This window comes from Fructobacillus tropaeoli (genome assembly GCF_016860625.1).
In the GTDB taxonomy this organism is placed as follows: Bacteria; Bacillota; Bacilli; order Lactobacillales; family Lactobacillaceae; genus Fructobacillus; species Fructobacillus tropaeoli.
In genome coordinates this window covers 1-19,275 of sequence record NZ_BOJU01000001.1, presented here as the reverse complement: position 1 = coordinate 19,275, position 19,275 = coordinate 1, and the positions used below count along the sequence as shown (strand labels likewise).

The window sequence follows — 19,275 nt, the reverse complement described above, 5'->3', positions numbered from 1 at the left end:
TTTATAGCTTTTAAATGGAGTCCCAAAATTTCTTGTATATTATCCACAAATATGCGTTTTTATAAAATACAAATAATAATTAAATAGGCGTAGAAATGCAAAATTAGTGTACTATAATATTATCTAATTCCAATTAAGAAAGAGAGTAAATAGATGGTTGATAATGATGAAGTTAGTAATAGCCAAAAATATAAAATATACGAATCAGGATTTGATCATAACAATGCAACTATACAAGACGAAGATGGGATAAAGAATTTTTTAAAAAACATTCTATCAGCAAACGTTAGTTTAAATATTTTGATGGGATCTGGTTGTTCATTACCTGCTATTCCGACTATGAATGTAACTTTTGAAAGATTAAAAAAAGAAAATCCTGCTTTAGTTAACGTTATTGGAAAATACAAAACTAGTAGTTTTGCCAAGGAAGATGGTGATGCTAAAAATATTGAGTTATTCTTATCTTGGCTTGGCAATCGAATTGATGGTTTGTCAGAAGATGAGTTAAAAAATGATGAGCATGATATCAGAAACTTTGTAATAGATGGACTGATAAAATCTATCGTAGATGGTTGTTTGAAAAACAAAAGTGATTCAAGTTATCAAGTCACTACAGAAAGTGTATACAAACTTTTTCTAAAAAATTTAGCTTTTATAAAGCAACTTTCTGATGACCAGAATGACACAATTAACTTATTTACACCAAACTATGACCTCTTTATTGAAACTGCCCTAGATTCATTAGGTTTTTCATATTCCGATGGTTTTAAAAATTCAGTTAATCAAACTTTTGATACAACTGAGTACAATAGAAGACCCGTTGATATTACAAAGAGGTTCAGGGACAGATGGTCCGTAGTAAAACCGTTTTTTAGAGTATACAAACTACATGGATCTTTAGATTGGGTTAAAAATAACCACAATGAGATTATGAAAAATTCTAATTTAAAAGACAGAGAATCGAGCGATCTGACAAAGGCCGTTATTGCCCCTACTAGCTCTAAATATGCTGATAGTCAAGGCTCTCCCTTTTCTGATTTATTTCGTGAGTTTTCAATTGAATTAACAAAATCCAATTCAGTACTGCTTATTAATGGATACGGATTTGGAGATGAACACATTAATGATTTTATTATACAAGCGTTGGGTCGCTCTGATTTTAGATTGATTGCCTTTGTCAATGAAGAGGAAGAAAATACAAAAAAATTTATGAAACTTGTTGGCGGTTCTGCTGGTGCAACATTTATAACAAATGAAAATAATTCGGGAGAAGTTCACTATTTCTCCACTCTAGCTAAGCTACTATCTTATCAAAATCCTTTTGAAACGGTGACTAAAGATGAAAAATGATGAATGGAAAATAGGAGTAGTGGACTCCGTCGGAGAAGGATTAATATCTTTTACTTCGAATTATAATGATATTGGAGATCAAATTAATGATGGTAGTATACTTTCTATAAAGGGTGTTAATGACTTTGTTTACTCAAAAGTCGATATAAGTACCTACTTATTGATGCGTGTTACAAAAGTAAAAAACGGTGTCGAAGAATCTTTAAAACAGCCTAACTCGTTTATCTCAGTAAACAAAATAACTTTTTTTGCGGAACCTTTAGGAGTGCTAAGAGATGGTAAGTTTATTTCTGGTGCAGTACAGTTTCCAATGGTTGGTTCATTCATATTCGGTGTCACCGACAGTGTATTAACTCTGTTTTTCTCTAGTGTAGGTGATAATTTAATTAGTTTGGGAACCGTAAATAATTATCCAAACGTTGTTCCAGATTTAAATTTAAGAAAACTGTTAACCTCTCATATTGCGATTGTTGGAAACACTGGATCAGGAAAATCAACAACTCTACGTGTTTTAATTGACCGAATTAATAGTGTTCAAGACAGCCTAAGTGAATTATTTAAAATGTTTATTTTTGACGTCCACGGTGATTATTCTGAGTTAGATTTTGTTGAACATATTAAAATAAGTAACATGCATCTCGTTTTGAAAAACTTGAAAATCGATGACTGGTCTGCCGCACTACTTCCGAGTGAAAAAACACAAAAGCCAATTTTAAGACGAGCAATTTCTATTGCAAGGATCTCTAAAAGTAATAAGTGCACTCTCTATGCCATGCTCACTAAGTTGGCATTAGAGGATGCGACACAAGACAGTTTCTCTTCACTGAAACGTACTGTTACTAAATGGTGCAGACGCGCTCTCCCTAGGGAAACAAATTTACTTGAAAATTGGACCCTAAACTATGGTGTTGAGACTACTGAAAAAGCAGAAATAGAGAAAAAAATTGATTCATTAATCGCTCAGAGTGGCTTTAAAACTATTAATGATTTGATTATGTCAGATCGTAATAACGATTTCAATCTAGATGATTTAGAAGAATCATTAGATATTGTATTTGGCGAAGAAGAAGTTCAGGGTAACAGAAGATCGAGAACAAATTCTGAAACAATGATGGCTCGATTCAGGAATTTAAAAAATCGTTATGGTGGTGCAAATGGGATTTTGAACAATGATCATGGTGAAGAAATCACTCTGCGAAAAACTGATGAGAAATGGAAAAAAGAAAAACTCTTTATTCTCGATCTAACCGGTCTTGATGATGTAGCTTTACGGCTTGTTTCAAACTATTTAGTACGCTCAGTTTTTGAATTCAATCTAAGGTTTGACCGGACTAAAAGAGACAAGATGCCCTTTAACTATCTTTATCTTGATGAAGCGCATCGATATGTTCAAAGTTCTCAAGATGAAGAAACTAACATTTTTGATATTGTGGCTAGAGAAGGTCGGAAATTTAATGTATATCTAGGTGTTATTAGTCAAATTCCTAGTGAACTCTCTAAAACTGTTATGTCTCAAGTTGGGGCATACTTTATTCATCGAATACAAAATTCTGTAGATTTAGACTACATTCGAAAAAATGTGCCTTCCGCTTCAAATTCAATGGTATCCAGATTACCCATTTTACCAGCTGGAACAGCCTTGCTTTCAGGAAATGCATTCGATGTTCCTTTTGAGTTAAATGTAAACGCTGGCATATATGGACAGGCTTCATCCTCATTATCCCCAATAAAAGATACTAAAAAATAATTTATATATAACTTTGTTGAAATTTATTCCAAGATCCGTAGTTTTTTAACGGTTAATTTACCAATTCTCCACACCTCTGTTAACTTTGATAGTGGACCCCATTTGCTCGGAAGACTGGGCCACAGTCCTTTTAATGGCATCGAGGGCTTCTCTAGCTAGCAAGTTTCCTTTCCCAGAAGGGGCAGTATCCGTAGCAATGACAATCCCATCAAAGCTTGACTGTTTTTTTCAAATCATCTGACTTCACTTGTTGGCATAATCATATTGTGTTATAAAACGCCTTAGCCATGCGGTTAAAGGCGTTTTTGTTAATCGAATAATCTTTTTTTGTTTCCTGTTTCGATGAAACCACTTTTCAAAAAGCCTTATTGCCAATCGTATGAACGCATAAATCATTGAGAGATAAAATAAAACATATCTTAAGATTAACTTGATAGATTAACTTGATGATGACTAGTGCTTTTTGTACGTCTTCTAGTGTCATCATCCTTTGTGTCGTGATAACATCCGTCGCTCGAACAGAGGGTAATCCAAAATACACATTGGAAAATATTCCCAAACGAAGCGCTGACACCATAAAAAACCAATAGGCCACAAAACGCACCACCAGTTCTAGGAACCCATAGAACTTCAACTTTCTATTATTTAATTTTTGAATTATTTACTCCCGTCTTTTAAAGGCTGCGACCACGAGGCTGTTGGACTTCTTCGATTTCTTCCTGCCGTTCTTCTTGCTTCAAACGATAATCCTCCAATCGCTTCGCTTATTGAATAAGCGCACTTATTCTTTACGAGCACCACTTCGGCATATCTCGTTTTTCTTTCGACAAAAGTTAATAACACTGGTAATAGTGGAACGGGCAAAACCTAGACGAGTGGCAATTTGTGATAGAGAATAACCTTCTTCAATCCAGGTTTCTAATTTGACACGATCTTCTAAAGTTAAGTGACGGGAATCCATTGTAAATACCTCTTAATATCTAAATATAAGACGGAAAGAAATCACCAAAACCAATCAGCAGAAGATGAAAAGCAGCGCCCTACCCCTTCTGCAACACCGCGCGTAAAACGAGAGAATAAAAAGCAATATGTCATCATGATGAAGCCATCAATTCATGATGAAGCAATGCTCAATGCAGCCGATCAAGGGTTAAGTTTTTCTGCTTTATTGGAACAATTTCTAAAAGATTATTTAAAAAAATAATTATATTTATAGGTGGTACTTGGGGAGATAAAACATGCAAAATATTATCCATACACTGAAACTAGCACAGGTGGTGCCATCTTTGGCTTTTTGTTTGTTGCCATGTATTTTGTCTTCTGGTTTGGGACGATTTATCTAGCTTGGCGTCTCATTAAATTCACGTGCAAAATGGCCGTGAAGTTTTACAAATATTTGGATCAAGACCCTAAGTGCTTGGCTGAAACCAAAGCTCAGTATTATGATTATTATGGCCATAGTTGAATACATCGAGGGGACACGAACAACATGTCCCCCTTTTTTATGAGCAAAGAAAAAGGCCTACCAGTGGCAGATCAATGCTCTGGTAGGCCCCACGGCTTTTGCTGATTGGAGTAAATTAAATTGTTACATGATTTGTAATTGATACTTGTTGATATCAAGGTATTTCACTGCATGAATTAAAGAGTATTTAGTGTTTTAAGAAGAATGAGTAAATACCAAAATGGTGGATTGAACAAAATATTTTAAGAGAGAATTTCAAAATGAAACGAAAAATCATTACTCATACAAGATAGTGTGTTCATCCAGTCAGCCAGCGGGTGGAGGAAGAATCCCCTTTTTCTTGTCCCCTTTAAAAAGGGACAGGATTATTATATAACAAAAAGAATAATAATGCGACTTAATAAATACAAAAAATTACAAGTGTGACGAATTTGATTAGCAATTGATGTTACTTCCAACGAAGTTGACCAACTCTGCGGCTTATGTGGCTTATATGTTAACATCATAACCCACATCTCCAGGATAGCAACCATCTTCACTTGTTTGTATACTAATATTATATTATAAACGTCTTAACCATACGGATTTTACTGTTTACTTTGCCAGGATACAATCATTATAATATAGATTTCAAATAAAAAGTAGAGAAAACTCTACTTTTCTTGTTCGTTATACACTGATCGGCCTTTATTTACCAGTTTCATCAGTCAGTAGTAGTTATTAACTCATAGTGTCCGTTGTCAAATAACAAGTCCAGTAAGCGCTCTAAACTCTTATCCGTTATTGATAATTGATCAGCTAGGTGACGCTTTTGAGATAAATCAAGTCCCTCGGAGAAGCGTTCTACTAATAACTGCGCAACCTTCATCGCAATCTCTAAACTGGGTAAACGTTCATAACACGATCCACGCTCTTGCAAGAGTCTCCGTTCATATTCCTGCTGTAACATGGCAACCACTTTTCCAAAAGTAGCATTTTCTCTACTTTTTTCATTTTACGCGATTTCTTTTTATCGAGGATTAAATTAAACCAAACAAAATCTGTGCCCTTATGATGGCTTCGTTTTCTGTTATTTAAATTCTGGTTTAAAGCCGACAAATTTACTGGTCTTGTATGTTTGAATTTCCAGCCTTCCGGCTACTTCAAAGGACTTCCCCTTTTTACTTCTGGCTTTAAAAGCAATTCTTTGGCCATCGAGCAAGTCTTCAATTTCTTGTTCAGTAAATTTATGGCCAGAAAACTTGCTTGAGAAGGACACTTCCTTGCCCCGCCATATGCCAGTTACCTTTTCCTTAGTGGGACTTTTGGCTTGTTTTTTAGTTTCCTTGGGGGCACCAAGGCTGTCTTTTAGTTTTTTGGCGTTTTCGGTCATGACAGGAATATCATGGTTAACCGTCAAGACAATCGAGTTCATCGCTTGATCAGCACTGACTTCAAACCGGCCAACTTGATCAAAAATTTCAAAGACACGCTTGGTGGTTCGCGGATCTGCTAACCATGTGCCTTGTGCCATGATGGCCACTGCTTGGCCGTCTTTGGTTAAATCAATCTTCCCTTTCTTGTCAATGATATAAGCGTTTTTACCACTTGAAAGCTCCCCATAGGTACTAGTTCTGGTGGCACCAGTACCGATGTTGTTCTTTTCTAAGAAGGTTTTCAGCCATTTCCAACTAGGTGCTGTTGGCTTACTATTTTGTCCTTCATGAACAAATAGATGTCCCATGGTGCCAAGCCCTTGGCTGGCTTGGTCTTCCTCATCGTTATCCTGGTCTTGGTAAACGGCTTTCCACCCCAAAGAACTGGGCTGATTTAATGTCGTGATGAATTCTGGATAATCATGTAAGGCACCTTTGATTTGCTTATAATGATAATCTTCTGCGAACATGGCCAAGAAGTTTTTAGCTAAGACTTCATAGATCCGCTTAGCAGAATCGCCAAAGGAACTAAGGCTATCTAAATCCTTCGGAACTTTAGTTCCGGGACGATTAGCACCGTGAGCTCCTTGATCTTTAACATGTGTAGGACGTGGTTGACGATGAGTGAGCAGTGTTTGATCAGCTCCAACCAAACTAGCAATTTGATCAACTAAAGGCAACATATCTTGAAACTGCTCGGGTGTGATCGTTTTATCTTCTGTTCGGGGGTAAGAAACAATCTGCGCTTCATACAGCTTTTGGTAGGTTGCCAAGATTTCCTTGGCCTTAAAGCCTTCTTTTGACAGTATGGCTGACAGCGAGGCTAGGTCTAAAAGCTTCGGTGGCACAGTCTTCTTGTCAGTTACGGATAATTGTTGGACAGCACTGCTCTCCTGGAAGCTCTCGGCCGCCGTTAGAGCCTCTTTCGTTGCATAACGGAAAGGAACTTTCTCCCCCTTCTCAGGTGCTTTTCGTGCGAAAACATGGCCGTTTTCATCTTTAAAACGATACTCAAAGTAAGGCACCTTGACATAGTTCTTAATCGCTTCCAGTTGTTGGTAAATTTTGAGTAACATGGCTGATTTTAAGCGACCTTGTCTTGAAACAAGTGAATATCCTTGTCCACGAGTTAAGGTGGTAGCTGCACGGGTTAATTGCATCGAGGCAAAGTCCCATTTGTTTCGAGCCAGCCCCTTTTGATAGGCCCCATGCTGCTCCTTGCCTTCGATGGATTTTAGATTGTTTAAGGCTTTTAGCAAACTCTTGGGGCTCTCGTCTGCAAAACTAGCTCGGAAGACGGGGCCTGTCCATTTAATGGCGTCAATGGCTTCCCAAGCGAGCAAATCACCTTCACCAGATGGATCCGTATCAGTGGCAATGACTAAAGCATCGGCAGTCGCTGCCTTCTTCTTCAAGTCATCCACAAGGCTCTTGGTACTTTCCATCTTTTTAGATCGAGGGTTCCAAGACTTTAAGTAAGTACGCTTCCAAGATAGGTCTTTTAAATTCCACGGTAAGTCCTTGAGTTGCCACGATTCATACTTTTCTTTTAGAGCAGCACTCACCTGTTCTTGTGGTTCTTTAAGGGTCATCACATGGCCACGCAAGTTGGTTAGTTCATAATCGTAATTTGTAAGGTGCCCAGTGATGCCACCAAGTGCCTTTTCAAAGTTCTTTCGTGCAGAAGGCTTTTCAGTAATAATTAAATATTTTGGCATAGTGAGATGTCCTTTCATAGTAAATTGGTTTGAAAAATAAAATAAACAAAAAGACGCCTATATAAGCGTCTTACAGTAGTCTATTAAATTAATGTGATAAAATAAACTTATCAAATAAATAAATCCACAAGCGTTGAATACTTTGAGCGGTTTTCAGCTTAATGGACGAAATAGAGCTATCACTAACTGTAAATGTATTATATAAAAGTTAAGTACTTTAATCAATATATATCGATTAAATGCTCGGCTTCGCCCTGACTTGTGGTAGGAACGGAGTTTTTTATGTCTTTCTGAGTATTATCTGCTTATAGAACTTATCCGACCACACTTTTAGCAGATGACCTACGTTCGAGTAAATCAACAAGAGCCTTTGACATCGAGTCAAACACATCAATATTTAGGCCGTAGATTTTTAGAATTTCTTTGTTAAAGTTCACCCAGGCCACATCTTCAATCTGCTCCATTACTCTGGGCACGGGCTTATACTTGACAGTTTGCCAAAGTTCTACTATTTTATTTTTCTCACTAGTTGATAGTTCATCTAAACTTGGAATGTAGATTTGAATAATTCCATCCTTAGTCAGATCAGTCACCCCTTGTCCACGACCAAAACCTGAAGCTGCTAACATGTACTGTGCTGGTAAACTATTTAAAATCGCATGTAAAACTTCAATATCATTATGAAATGACTTTTTTATTCTAAAAGCCGTCACGCGTTGATTTACAGCACTACGAGGAATCATTCGACTCCAAAAGTACCTATCTTGAGGATTGATGGATGTGATGAAATCTGCATATTGAGGTGCTTGATCGGCATTAAACCACTTATCGCCGAACCTTTCTTGTCGATTAATGGCGGAAGGTGACATCTGAACACTTTTTAGATATTGAAGGGTCTTTTTTTCTCCGCGTTCTTCTATAGTAGTTAAGTTATCTTTTGTATAGAAATAATAATGGCGAGTCTTTCCAACCTCAAATGATGTAACGTCCTTAATTGTCTGAAGATAAGGGACTGCATAATCATCATCTACTTTCTTACTATCCATGATGAAAATTGAATCGCCTCCAGTTCTTGTACCCCTTCCACCCTCGAGGTAATTACTTAATGGTGACATCTTCGTTTTCAACAAACCTAGCCAACTGATGTCATCAAACAATGCCTCAACTGAAATTCCCATATTAAGATATTCTTTAATTTCGTTAAGTGACAGAACTTGTTGACAATACAAATCATTTGACTCGCTCAGCTTAATATCATCAATCAAATCATCAATTTTATCTACATACCCAGTTGGCGACGTAAGCCCTTCTTTAATCATGATAAATCTGGTCAGTGGATTAGTATCTGTTGTCTTGAATTTAAGAACCAAAATAGTAGTCATGACCGCTGCATTTTGGAACCATCGTCCTCGCTTAGGCTGAACTACCATCTCAACATCAAAAATGCTGGTCAATGTTTTAAAAAATGACTTATAATTTTTTTTCACTTTTGTCCAGGAATTAGAAGTAATAACTCCCACTCGAGCATTTGGCTGGTTGTTCAATAATGATGCGAAATGCAAGATGATAGCTTGATAAAGATCTGTTTTATTATCAAGATCATTAAAACGTTCAAGCAACTCATTAACATATGATTGGTCTTCATCATTTCTATCATTACTTCCAATAAATGGTAAATTTGAAATAATATAGTCAAAAGATGGAATTTTAACTGGCGTTAACCCCCCCAAAGCAGGATCGACAATCGAAATTTTTTCTCCTACTTTGAGGCTCATCACATTACGCTGAAAGACAATGTTCTTTAAATTAAAACTATCGGGTGATGTCAAATTCAAATTGGCAATCTGCAAAGGGTAACCAAACCTATCCGAGGCCCAGACGTGATTATGCACAAAATCTTCAGATTTCCCGTTGGATTTAAGAAGACTTTGTATTGCATGGGCGATTGTTCCCGAACCAGTAGTCAAATCGGCAAAGTTACCTTCTGTATTTTGAACAGTTATACCAACTAAAAATTTCGCAAGATTTACTGGTGTTGTATACAGCCCCATTAATTCTCGTACGGTAACATCCACTAAACTTTCAAGTAATCTTGAAACAAATTTTTCACTGACGTTTGAAAAATCAGTATTTGCTAAATACAAATTAAATTCGTTTAAATTGGTTGCTACACGTTGAGGTAATTCATCCTCATAATCTTCAACGTGTAGAATAGTATAAAAGTCCGTTTTTTTAACGGCACAGTTTAAATCCTTAGCAAATTCAACAATGTCAGCATTCTTTGAAAATCGAATTAATAAAGCATTAATACTATTTTGCTTACTTTTCAACAGATGTGCAAATATAATTCTGTTCACCCACCGAATGATTACATTTCGTGCAAATGCACTAGCGACCTTTTCATCACTTTCATTTTTTCCAACTTCGATCAATTCAGCCTGTTCAGATTTCCGCCATTTTCTCATTCTTGCTTTTAAGCGTGTGTCAGAACTTTGAAGGAAATTTGTTGCAACTTCGGGCGACAATTTGTTGGCAATTGTCGAGACATAGTTTTCAATATTGAATTCTATTGGTGCCACCTCAAATTTTTGGCCTAATAATTCTAAATTCAAGTAAGCGAGAACATCATAGAGCTGCTGTTTCCATTCGTTCTTATTAGAATGCACATTTTGACGACTTGTCAAAATACTATCAAACTCTCTGAAAAAGCGTGTTGGTTCCAGTGGCCAGCCATCTTCATTTTTTTCGTAGACCGCTGCATACTGAAAATTCCAAAGGACAAACACCTGCGTGCCCATACGGTTCGCTTTATCTAACGCGTTAGAATACAGTTCGGGGTCGTCAATTTTTACATCTGGCATTTTGAATTCCCAACCCATAAGGGGGGCATTTTTCGCTACATCTGCAAAAATAACCGCATCAGGAAACAAAGTCTCATTACGGTCGTCCTCTGCATATTCAGTTTTCAATGATAGTTCTCCAACTGCTGATTTCATTCCCCAATCATAACGATTGAATAGTAAATTCATTTCAACAATTAATTCGCCACCCTCGCTTCGTTCATTTGCAAATAAATCAGAATCAAACATTTAACGCAACTCCTTAATAAGATTGACATTAGCAACAGTTGTTAAGTTATCATTATTGGTTTCTTCCAATAAATTCAGAGTCTCTTGAATCCGCCTTCTTGTGACATTGATATAATCCACTGGTTGATGCTTAAATAAAGCAATGTTTTGATTTTTTTCAATCCCAATAAAGTTACGGCCCTCTTTTAAAGCCGCAATCAAAAATGAACCAGCCCCAGAAGTGTTATCCAATACCACGTCCCCAGGATTTGTGAATGTTCTAATCAAATACCTTCCTAGCTCAACAGGCTTTTGGGTTGGATGAACCACAGGTCCTTCGGATTCAGCCGTTTTAAAATAAATAACATCAACAGGGTACCGTTGACCATCGCTCTTAACCAAAACGGGATCAAAATCACCATACGATCCAGTAACTTGATTTTTCCTAACACCCTTCGAGTAGGCTTTCCCCTGTGACATCTGAGGATGGTATGTAGGTTGCTTTTTATAAAACACCAAAATATCTTCATGCTTACGAAGTGGTTGCTTTTTCGCGTTTAAAAAATTGGTAGATTTTGATTTTTCCCAGACGTATTTATATTTGTATTCTTTAACATTTGAGAGCATTAATTGAGCTGTAAACATACCAGACGATGTAAATACCATGGCACCATTAGGCTTAACAATTCGATGGTATTGAGCCCATAACTCATCTAACGGAATGATACTATCCCATTTATTTTGAGTTGTTCCATACGGTAAGTCCACTAAAACCATATCAATTGAAGAATTAGGGATTTTTGCCATTTCTTCCAACGAATCACCTTGAATGACATTGTTTAGAAATTTGGTTTTTGCTAATGAATGCTTATTTTCAACATTTTTATTAATCATCGGGGCTTGTCTCCTACTACAAATTGCTAATTCAATTCTACCATGCCTTGATAAGCCCCTTAATAAAACATGGTATTTTATGTCAAAAAGAGTACACTCCCAACAAAAATCATTTTCACATATGGTTTCATACAATCTCCTCCTTTTTATTTAATATTTTTGAATTTACGATTGGTCAATAGCTCTGCCAATACTTCAATCATGGCGATAACAACGTGTAAATGTTGACCAACTGTTCGGCTGATAGGGTGTGAGCACCTTGTTTTTTGGCAATGGTAACGCTGTGTGTACCGCCCCAAAACATGATGAGCACAACGACAAAACAACAACGTTGCGCCCATTTCCACCAATACGATACGAGTTTTTGCAAAATATGCCCTGCTTTCGTTAAACCTGTTTTTTCATGTTGCTTTCTCCTGTTTCTATAATTGGGGACCTCTTGTCTTTGTGTCCTCTTTTTGGGTTTGCTGTTCATAGACATTCGTCATCTTGGCATGAACACCACGGTGATAGTCTAAATCATGAACTGCTTGCTCATATTGTTCATGTAACAAATCACGGCTAATCGTCCAAGCATTTAGTTCCTTTTGAAGATTTGCCCGGACTTTTGAATCATCTAACTGCTGGGCCATTTCTTGTCGCAATTGCACCATTTTATCGTCAAGGTCCGCCAAACGTTCCTTAGCCGTTGCCATGGTTTCCACTAAGTTTTGTTCAATTTGCTGAGCCTGACCACTCCGTAACGTCCCGTCACCATGTTGGGCATAGAAGTCTAACGCTTTGAGTTTTGCGGCTAAAGAAGCAATCACGGGTTCTTTTCGGATCGGTTGTTGCCCGTTATAACGACTCAGCTGTTGGGCTAAAGTCGAGCCCTTAATAAAGCGCTTATCCCCTTGTCCTTTTTGTGGCCGCGTGATGTTGTAATAATCATTATCTTTTACAAAAAAAGCATATTGGCCGTTTTCTAATTCATCTAATTGTGACCCATAAATCAAAACTTGGGCTTGGTCATCAGAGCCAAAGTCCACATTGACATACAAACCTTGACTCGTTTTGGAATAAATCTGCCAAGGTTCAATCACCACACGCCAACCAAAGTCTTCTTGTTCTTGTTCAATGTTTTCTTGATAATTTTGCACGACTTCGGCCACACTGACTTGCACATCATTTTCTGCTAAGCGCTTTTCCATGTTGGCCATTTGATACAATTCTGGCTGCTTTTTATCCAAACTGCGCGCCCGAGTCCATTTGATTTGGTCACTATCGGCCAATTTAAATTTGGTGTGTTGGCCACTTGTATCGACTTGTAAATGAATGGCCGCGGCTTTTTCTAAGAAGTCCATCTTGGAATTCGCATTGGCTAATAAGTAGTCTAGGCGGGCTTTGATTTTTTTGCGGTATAAGTTTTCCGTTTGCCATTTCGTATAACGTTGGTGGTTCGACTTCATACCCGGTTCAATAATCTTCGCCCCATAACGACTGGCAATTTTGTTTGAAATATCGCCATATTGTTTCGCCGTCCCCTTCTGCCAACGAAAAGCGGAACCGTCCAGTGAACTCACGTGGTTAAAAATAATATGGTTATGCAAATGATCTTGATCTAAATGAGTGGCGATCACAAATTGATAGTCCCCACCAGTTAATTCCATCACCGTTTTTCGGCCAATCTCATGGACCTCCTCAGGCGTTAATGGATCATCTGGACTAAAGGATTGAATTAAATGGTGGGCCAACTGGGGACTACCCCGCCCAGTTATTTTTTGTAAATCTTGATACTCAAAAGGAATCAAGTGCCCTTGATCATCAAAATTTAAATCCTTCCCTTTTTCTAGATACGCTAACATTTGCGTCGCTAACATTTCGTTATACGAGTCTGCCAAGTTCCCAATCAAGTGCCCACTTAACATTTCTTGTCCATTGGTTTTCTCGGCATTTTCAACATAGGTTAAGGCACTTTTCAAATAGTCAGCTTGCTGGGCTTTGGAAATTTTCTCTTTATTTTTAATGTACTGATCAGCATGACGTAAATTATCAACAGAGTGAATGACAAAACTTTTGGTGTACACCATGTGTTACTTCCTTTCTTAATCTTTTTGAAGAAGTTGTTGTTGTAAGTCATCTAGTTCTTTCTTAAATTCCTGAAACATGGTCATCATTTCTTCGACGACTTCGGCATCAACTTGACGATAGACCTGGGCGGCCCGCGCTAACTGATTAACATTGGCTCCTAACTTAGCGACCTCAAACCGCAGTTGTTTTAATTCTGAAAAATCACGATGGACGACTTGCCCGGTTAACAACATTTGCAAAGCAAAATTTTGAAAACTAGGACTTTGACTTGCTTGAACACGTTGGTTTAATTGTTGATTTTCTTGTTCTGTTAAATAAACCATTTTTTGTTTTTTACGTTTACGATTATTGTTCAAAACCATCTAATCACTCCTTTCTTTTCTTTGTGAAATCAAACATAGAGAGTGGTTATCAGCCTAAAAACCAGGGGGAAAGAAAAAAGCCAACACCTGTTGGCTAAAAAAGAGGGTCGTCCTTTTTGCAAGTTTAGCATGTGACTAGTCACAATGCCGAAATTCCCCCCTCTTCTGCTCGCAGATGAAGGGGGTAAACTTTGGGGCGCTGCCCCAATCCCCGGTTAAATTCTTTCACAAAGTCATTGTTCTTCGTCAAAATAAGCCATTTTCAAATCATCAAAAAGCGACTGATAAGCTGGTTTTCCTTGATTGTTTTTTAACCATTTTAACGTTTTATCCAAGTCTGCTAGTTGGTCTTGTTGTGCCAATTCTTCATAACTTTTTTGCAGGGTTTCAACGCGTTTGATCATGACAATGGGATCTAAAAGCAGGTCTTCACGTGTCAATTCTTTAGTAAAGTCGTCCGTTAAAACGGCCAGAATAGTTTCATAAATGGTTTGGTAATCAGACATATTCTTCTTCTCCTGTGTTAGCAGATTGATTCATTTTTTGGCGCATACTCATTTGCGGTCCACTACTTTTATTTTGTAAATGCGACGGTTTTTTTACATTTTTGGCCCCGCCGCTTGGGTTAAATTTTCACTGGGAATGTTTTCTTTGGTCACTTCACTTTGTGCTTCTTTGGCCTCTTCAAGGTTTGGTTGCACGACAGTTTGTAACATTTGTTGATGTTCACTTTGCGTTTGTAAAGTAATTAACCGTTCATCAATTTGATCAGCTAACGTCTTGGCTTCAGCACTAATTTGTTCAAAAACATCGGTTAGCTTTTCGAGTTTTGGATCATCTTGTGTCCAGTTATCCAGGTAACCAAAACTATATGCTTTGGTATCAATTCCTAACTTTTCGGACAAAATAAAGGCCATACTTTCAGCCACAAACTCACCTCTTTGGTAAGCTTCACTGCCAAATTCAGCCGTTTCATTTTGGTGCAAACGACTGTGTGCCACTTCATGTAACAACGTGTGAATGGTTTGGTTTTGACTCAAGCCATTCTTCAAAACAATGGTTTTTTGTTCAGCATTAAAATAGCCATTGGCCTCCGGATGGTTCGGTGGCATGGCCCCAAAAACCACTTTCGCTGTTGTTAAACCAGTGACAATTTGCATCGCTTTTTCAAAACGATCGGGGTGCTGAGGGCTGTCTAGTTCACCTTCAATTGGTTTGACTGGTTGGACGATTTTTTGGGGATCAGTCACTTGGGTTTGGTCAAAAACAGGAACAAGTTTGTAATAGGTATCGCGTTTCTTTTGACCATTTTCATCAAGCACAGGTTGGCCCTCTTGGTCTTTTTGAATGACCGTTACGGGTGCCCAAATGCGTAATGACTTGGCACCTTTTTTGATGGGGTTACCCATGTTTTTCCATTGCTGGAAGCTCGCAACTTGTCGGGCACCAGGGGCTTGTTCGTGTAATAACCGTTGGTTACGACTTGAATATTGCGGGAATTGTGCGGCGAACTTTAAATAACTTTTCAAATAATCAGACTGGCGATATTTTGAAAGCCCTCGTTTTAAATAACGATTCAGGCGCTTGGTATCTTTTCCTTGAATGATTTCTTGTAAATTATCATCCAGTTCTTCCTCCTGATTATCGGGCACTAAATCCCCGCTTTGTTCTGGTTCTTGTTGGACTTTTGCTAAAATATCTTTCGCTAATTGTTTGGGGTTGGTGTCTTTCATGCCTTCATACATATTCTTTTTCTCCTCTTTTGATGTTGTATTGGTTTCCTGATAACGTGTAACCGGTCCTTCCAGGCCAAAACGATCGACGCGTTGATGCAATAGTTTTTCAATGCCTTTGGGATAGAATGGCACCGTACTCATGGTTAAATTTGGATGTCGATTAGGCAGTTGGATAATTCGTTTGGTATAAGCCTTGAGTTGCGCTTCAATCTGCGTTAAATGTTGTTGGATAAATTGATATTGATCCCTAGGCAAAGTGTTATCAATAGCAATCAGTGCACTTTCTTTTTCTATAAAAATGGCTTTTTGCAAATTCAAACCAGGCCTCTTAAGGTGAGGGTTATGGTTTGGAAACGGTGTTTCAAAGACACCATCACGTGGGGCTCTTGAAGAAAGACGCCCTTCTAAAGGAATAAACCATCCTGTTTTTTGATCATAAATGCCAACATACAAACGGTTAGCTTTCAAATCAAACTGGTAAGAACCAGTGCGAGCCATTTCTTCTGCTAGAAATTTTGGATTCAAATACTTGACTTCCATTTCGATTCCTCCTAATATAATATTTAGGAATAAGTAGTACAGGCACGCGTGAGCCGAAATTGCGCCATAGATTAGGCTATTTATTCCTTTTTGGTGCCATGAGAATGAGAGAAGTCGGGGAAACCCGGCTTTTTTTATTGTCCTTATAGTTTTGGCCCTTTGGTTTCGGCAGCCTGACTTTGTTCTACTTGCTTCTCATCACCTGCCACCAACGCTTGTATTTCCTCATGCCCATAAAAACTAATTAATCCGTATGGATCGGCCTCTTGGATGAATGCTTGATAATCTGCCAAACTAAAAGTCGCATCGGCTGCTTTGTTTTGCTCAAATGCCTGCTGGTCATCTTTTAACAGCTTGACCCAATCCAACCCGTTTTGAATGCTTGCAACAGTGTCCGGCTCAAAATAGCTTTGAAATAGATTTTGATAGCTTTCTTGCAATGCTCGTGCATCAAAACCATTCACACTTTGCAAAGCGCCAGCCGCCAAGGCTTCTTGCAAGGCAGGCGCCGTTTCAAATTCTTCCGCCACAAATTCCGTTTCACCATGCTGATTCAACACTTGCTGGTAATTGAAAAAGTATGGCGCAATTTCTTTAAAATCTTGATAATTTAACTGACGTACCATTTCGGTGACTAAAAGGTTATCAAAAGCACCAATATTTTCGGGTGATTCTTCACTTGCATGTTGTAACAAGTGCCCCATGGCGTTTGAATTATTAGCGAAGACTTTTTGAAAAATATCAGGGTCTAACGCCAACATTTTGGCTTTCACTTCCGCCAAGTACCCGACTTGCAACGCACTTTCGGACACAATTTCTTGCTTCATTTGTTTCCAGTCAACCCGACGGGGTTCGATGGTAGTTTGTTGAAAATCACGGACGCTTTGTTCTCGTAAAATATCCAAATATTGACCATCAAACAAAAGAACTTGCCCTTGATCGAGGGCATAACCATAATTGATTTTCGTTAAATACTGCGCAACGTTTTGACGCTGTCCCATTTGGACCTGAGCCAAAACTTGACGTACCAAATCCAAATCATTCGTCGAATCGTTTAGCTGCTTTTGCTCCGTAGCTGGCGCAAAAGCCATCAACGTTTCTCGTTCAGTTTTGGAAAAACTAAGGCGATCTGGACGTAAAGCATTTAAAAAAAGTAAAGGTTCGGTACTGACTTCGTACAAAAAACCATCCTGGCCTGCTCGCTTGATTGCGGGTTCCGCCTGGTCAAATAATGGAAAGCCTTGTGCCGGCCAACTCGGCTCCTGAAACAAGCCCTCAGGGCTGCCATAATACATTTTGTCCTGCATAATTGACTCCTCTTTTAGTGCATTGAAAAAGACTGTTGCTTACTGAATGCAACAGTCTTTTGCGGTTCATATTTGGTTTGAAAATTTGGACGGTGATTGGCTTGTAACCCCTTGGTCCCTTTTAAAAAATCATTCCAATCCATTTTTTCTTGGTGCGCCATTTTAGGTGGTTGATGTGGGGCCACTTTAATGTGTTGATAATGAAAGTCATCAATAAATTTCTGACCAGCCTCATCATGGTCAACCGCGAGAATCACTTGAATCGCATTTTGGTCAAAAATTTCATTCCCTTCCAAAAAATCCATTAATTCTGGCTTCTTCTCGGCCGCCATCTCAGGGTTAATTTGATTGGCAATGCTTTGACTAATTGTGCCTTTTCTGAGGCCATTCATGGCGACTAAGACAATATTGTCTAGTTTTTGATGATACAACTCGTAATAGGACAACAAGTCAATCGGCGCTTCAAAAGCAATCACTCGCAGCGGATCATGAGCGGTTGGTTTTGTTGGTACTTTGCCTAATACAACTTGAAATCCTGCAAAGCCACTCCCCTGTGTCCGCTTTAAATGTCCCCGCTTCCCGTATTCTTTTTTCTGCCAGATTCCTTGGACACTAATGCCCAAGATTTCGTCTTGCACTTTATTTTTAAAAACAATGACTGGTTCACTTTTTTTGTTTTCATAATCCGTTAAATAACTCGCCTGACTGATGAGCCCTTGGTCTTTAAAAAAGTTAATCGTCTCGGCACTCAAGCCTCGCTCTTCTTGTAAGTATTGACTGGCTAAATTAAATTTTTGATGGTCTTTTAATCGATACGTGAACTCTTTGGGTTGTAAAGGGGTTGCTTGAAACGTCTGCCCCTGAACACGAGCTAAAAAAGAAAGTGCTTCATTGAAGTCACAATCTTTAACGGTTTGAATCAGTTTGATATTGTCACCACCAAAACCTTGACTGTTCCAATAAAACATATTCTTTCGCGTATCAATCACCAAGCTATCATGATCCGTCCACGTATAGTGAGCTCCTGCAGGCTTTAACGACATATCAAGAGCATGCGCAACGTCAACCATCGCTAATTGGCGCCCTTTTTCGAGTATTTGTGCCCGTTCTTCGATGTTCATATACTTCTCCTTTCCAAAAAAGTAGAGTTTTCTCTACTTTTCTCTACTTTTCTCTACTTTTCTCTACTTTTCTCTACTTTTCTCTACTTCTCCAAGTATGACCGCTGCTGGATTTTAATTGCCAGTTGTTTACTTGTTTTTTCGATAAAAATACCAAGCCAAGGCGGCCACGCCTCCAGCAATTAACAGGCAAAAAACAAATGGAATACCACGGCCAATGTTGGATCCGATGCGCCATGAAAATCCTCGGATAATGCCATTTAAGATGGTTTGAATGATGTTAGCGCCACCATTTGAATGGTGCGCGTGTGCAAGTAAAGTCAACATGCTTTTTTTCTCCTATTTTTAATGAAATGGCAGATTCTATAATTAATTCGAACGAGAAAATTTAAAATAAAAAACCCAAAGAATTCTTTACAATGGTAGTTGCTAGACAAACCAAAAGGAGAATTTCTTTGAGCCATTTAATTTTATCATCTTAT

Annotated in this window: 14 protein-coding genes and 1 pseudogene; 3 read left to right on the top strand and 12 right to left on the bottom strand. The window is 38.2% G+C overall.

Features of this window, described 5'->3' with window-relative positions; all coding sequences use genetic code 11:
- Nucleotides 1-153: 153 nt before the first annotated feature.
- Together FT12353_RS00075 and FT12353_RS00070 are read left to right on the top strand one after the other, a co-directional pair.
- The gene (locus tag FT12353_RS00075) at nucleotides 154-1,350 is read left to right on the top strand and encodes an SIR2 family protein (protein ID WP_203616711.1); all 1,197 of its coding nucleotides are present in this window, start codon (nucleotides 154-156) and stop codon (nucleotides 1,348-1,350) included.
- On the top strand, nucleotides 1,340-3,097 hold the full coding sequence (locus FT12353_RS00070; protein ID WP_203616709.1) for an ATP-binding protein: 1,758 nt from the start codon (nucleotides 1,340-1,342) through the stop codon (nucleotides 3,095-3,097). The genes FT12353_RS00075 and FT12353_RS00070 overlap by 11 nt, the downstream gene beginning before the upstream one ends.
- Before the next feature lie 820 nt (nucleotides 3,098-3,917).
- On the opposite strand, the pseudogene FT12353_RS00065 reads toward FT12353_RS00070, so the two are convergent.
- A pseudogene (locus tag FT12353_RS00065) lies at nucleotides 3,918-4,058 on the bottom strand (helix-turn-helix domain-containing protein); the annotation flags it as partial.
- On the opposite strand from FT12353_RS00065, the gene FT12353_RS00060 reads away from it, so the two are divergent.
- On the top strand, nucleotides 4,044-4,301 hold the full coding sequence (locus FT12353_RS00060; RefSeq protein ID WP_203616707.1) for a hypothetical protein: 258 nt from the start codon (nucleotides 4,044-4,046) through the stop codon (nucleotides 4,299-4,301). The pseudogene FT12353_RS00065 and the gene FT12353_RS00060 overlap by 15 nt on opposite strands.
- Nucleotides 4,302-5,265: 964 nt before the next feature.
- On the opposite strand, the gene FT12353_RS00055 is transcribed toward FT12353_RS00060, so the two are convergent.
- From FT12353_RS00055 to FT12353_RS00005, 11 genes are all read right to left on the bottom strand, one after another.
- The gene (locus FT12353_RS00055; RefSeq protein WP_203616705.1) at nucleotides 5,266-5,430 is read right to left on the bottom strand and encodes a hypothetical protein; all 165 of its coding nucleotides are present in this window, start codon (nucleotides 5,428-5,430) and stop codon (nucleotides 5,266-5,268) included.
- Between the two features lie 201 nt (nucleotides 5,431-5,631).
- Nucleotides 5,632-7,695: a DNA topoisomerase gene (locus FT12353_RS00050; RefSeq protein WP_203616704.1), complete on the bottom strand. Its 2,064-nt coding sequence runs from the start codon at nucleotides 7,693-7,695 to the stop codon at nucleotides 5,632-5,634.
- Nucleotides 7,696-8,009: 314 nt separating this feature from the next.
- The gene (locus FT12353_RS00045) at nucleotides 8,010-10,784 is read right to left on the bottom strand and encodes an Eco57I restriction-modification methylase domain-containing protein (protein ID WP_203616702.1); all 2,775 of its coding nucleotides are present in this window, start codon (nucleotides 10,782-10,784) and stop codon (nucleotides 8,010-8,012) included.
- Entirely contained in the window at nucleotides 10,785-11,657 is an 873-nt protein-coding gene (locus tag FT12353_RS00040; RefSeq protein WP_203616699.1) for a DNA-methyltransferase, read from the bottom strand.
- 422 nt (nucleotides 11,658-12,079) lie between these two features.
- Nucleotides 12,080-13,726 (bottom strand): relaxase/mobilization nuclease domain-containing protein, encoded by a 1,647-nt coding sequence (locus FT12353_RS00035; RefSeq protein ID WP_203616697.1) that lies wholly within the window; start codon nucleotides 13,724-13,726, stop codon nucleotides 12,080-12,082.
- Nucleotides 13,727-13,741: 15 nt separating this feature from the next.
- On the bottom strand, nucleotides 13,742-14,089 hold the full coding sequence (locus tag FT12353_RS00030; protein WP_203616695.1) for a plasmid mobilization protein: 348 nt from the start codon (nucleotides 14,087-14,089) through the stop codon (nucleotides 13,742-13,744).
- A gap of 233 nt (nucleotides 14,090-14,322) precedes the next feature.
- On the bottom strand, nucleotides 14,323-14,595 hold the full coding sequence (locus tag FT12353_RS00025; RefSeq protein ID WP_203616693.1) for a hypothetical protein: 273 nt from the start codon (nucleotides 14,593-14,595) through the stop codon (nucleotides 14,323-14,325).
- Between the two features lie 93 nt (nucleotides 14,596-14,688).
- Nucleotides 14,689-16,365, bottom strand: a complete 1,677-nt coding sequence (locus FT12353_RS00020) for an ArdC-like ssDNA-binding domain-containing protein (RefSeq protein WP_203616691.1) — start codon at nucleotides 16,363-16,365, stop codon at nucleotides 14,689-14,691.
- A gap of 143 nt (nucleotides 16,366-16,508) precedes the next feature.
- Complete coding sequence (locus FT12353_RS00015) at nucleotides 16,509-17,672, bottom strand: hypothetical protein (RefSeq protein ID WP_203616686.1); 1,164 nt, start codon at nucleotides 17,670-17,672, stop codon at nucleotides 16,509-16,511.
- Between the two features lie 14 nt (nucleotides 17,673-17,686).
- Nucleotides 17,687-18,793, bottom strand: coding sequence for a toprim domain-containing protein (locus FT12353_RS00010; protein ID WP_203616685.1), 1,107 nt, complete (start codon nucleotides 18,791-18,793; stop codon nucleotides 17,687-17,689).
- A 129-nt stretch (nucleotides 18,794-18,922) separates the two neighbouring features.
- Nucleotides 18,923-19,120: a hypothetical protein gene (locus tag FT12353_RS00005; protein WP_203616684.1), complete on the bottom strand. Its 198-nt coding sequence runs from the start codon at nucleotides 19,118-19,120 to the stop codon at nucleotides 18,923-18,925.
- Nucleotides 19,121-19,275 lie beyond the last annotated feature (155 nt).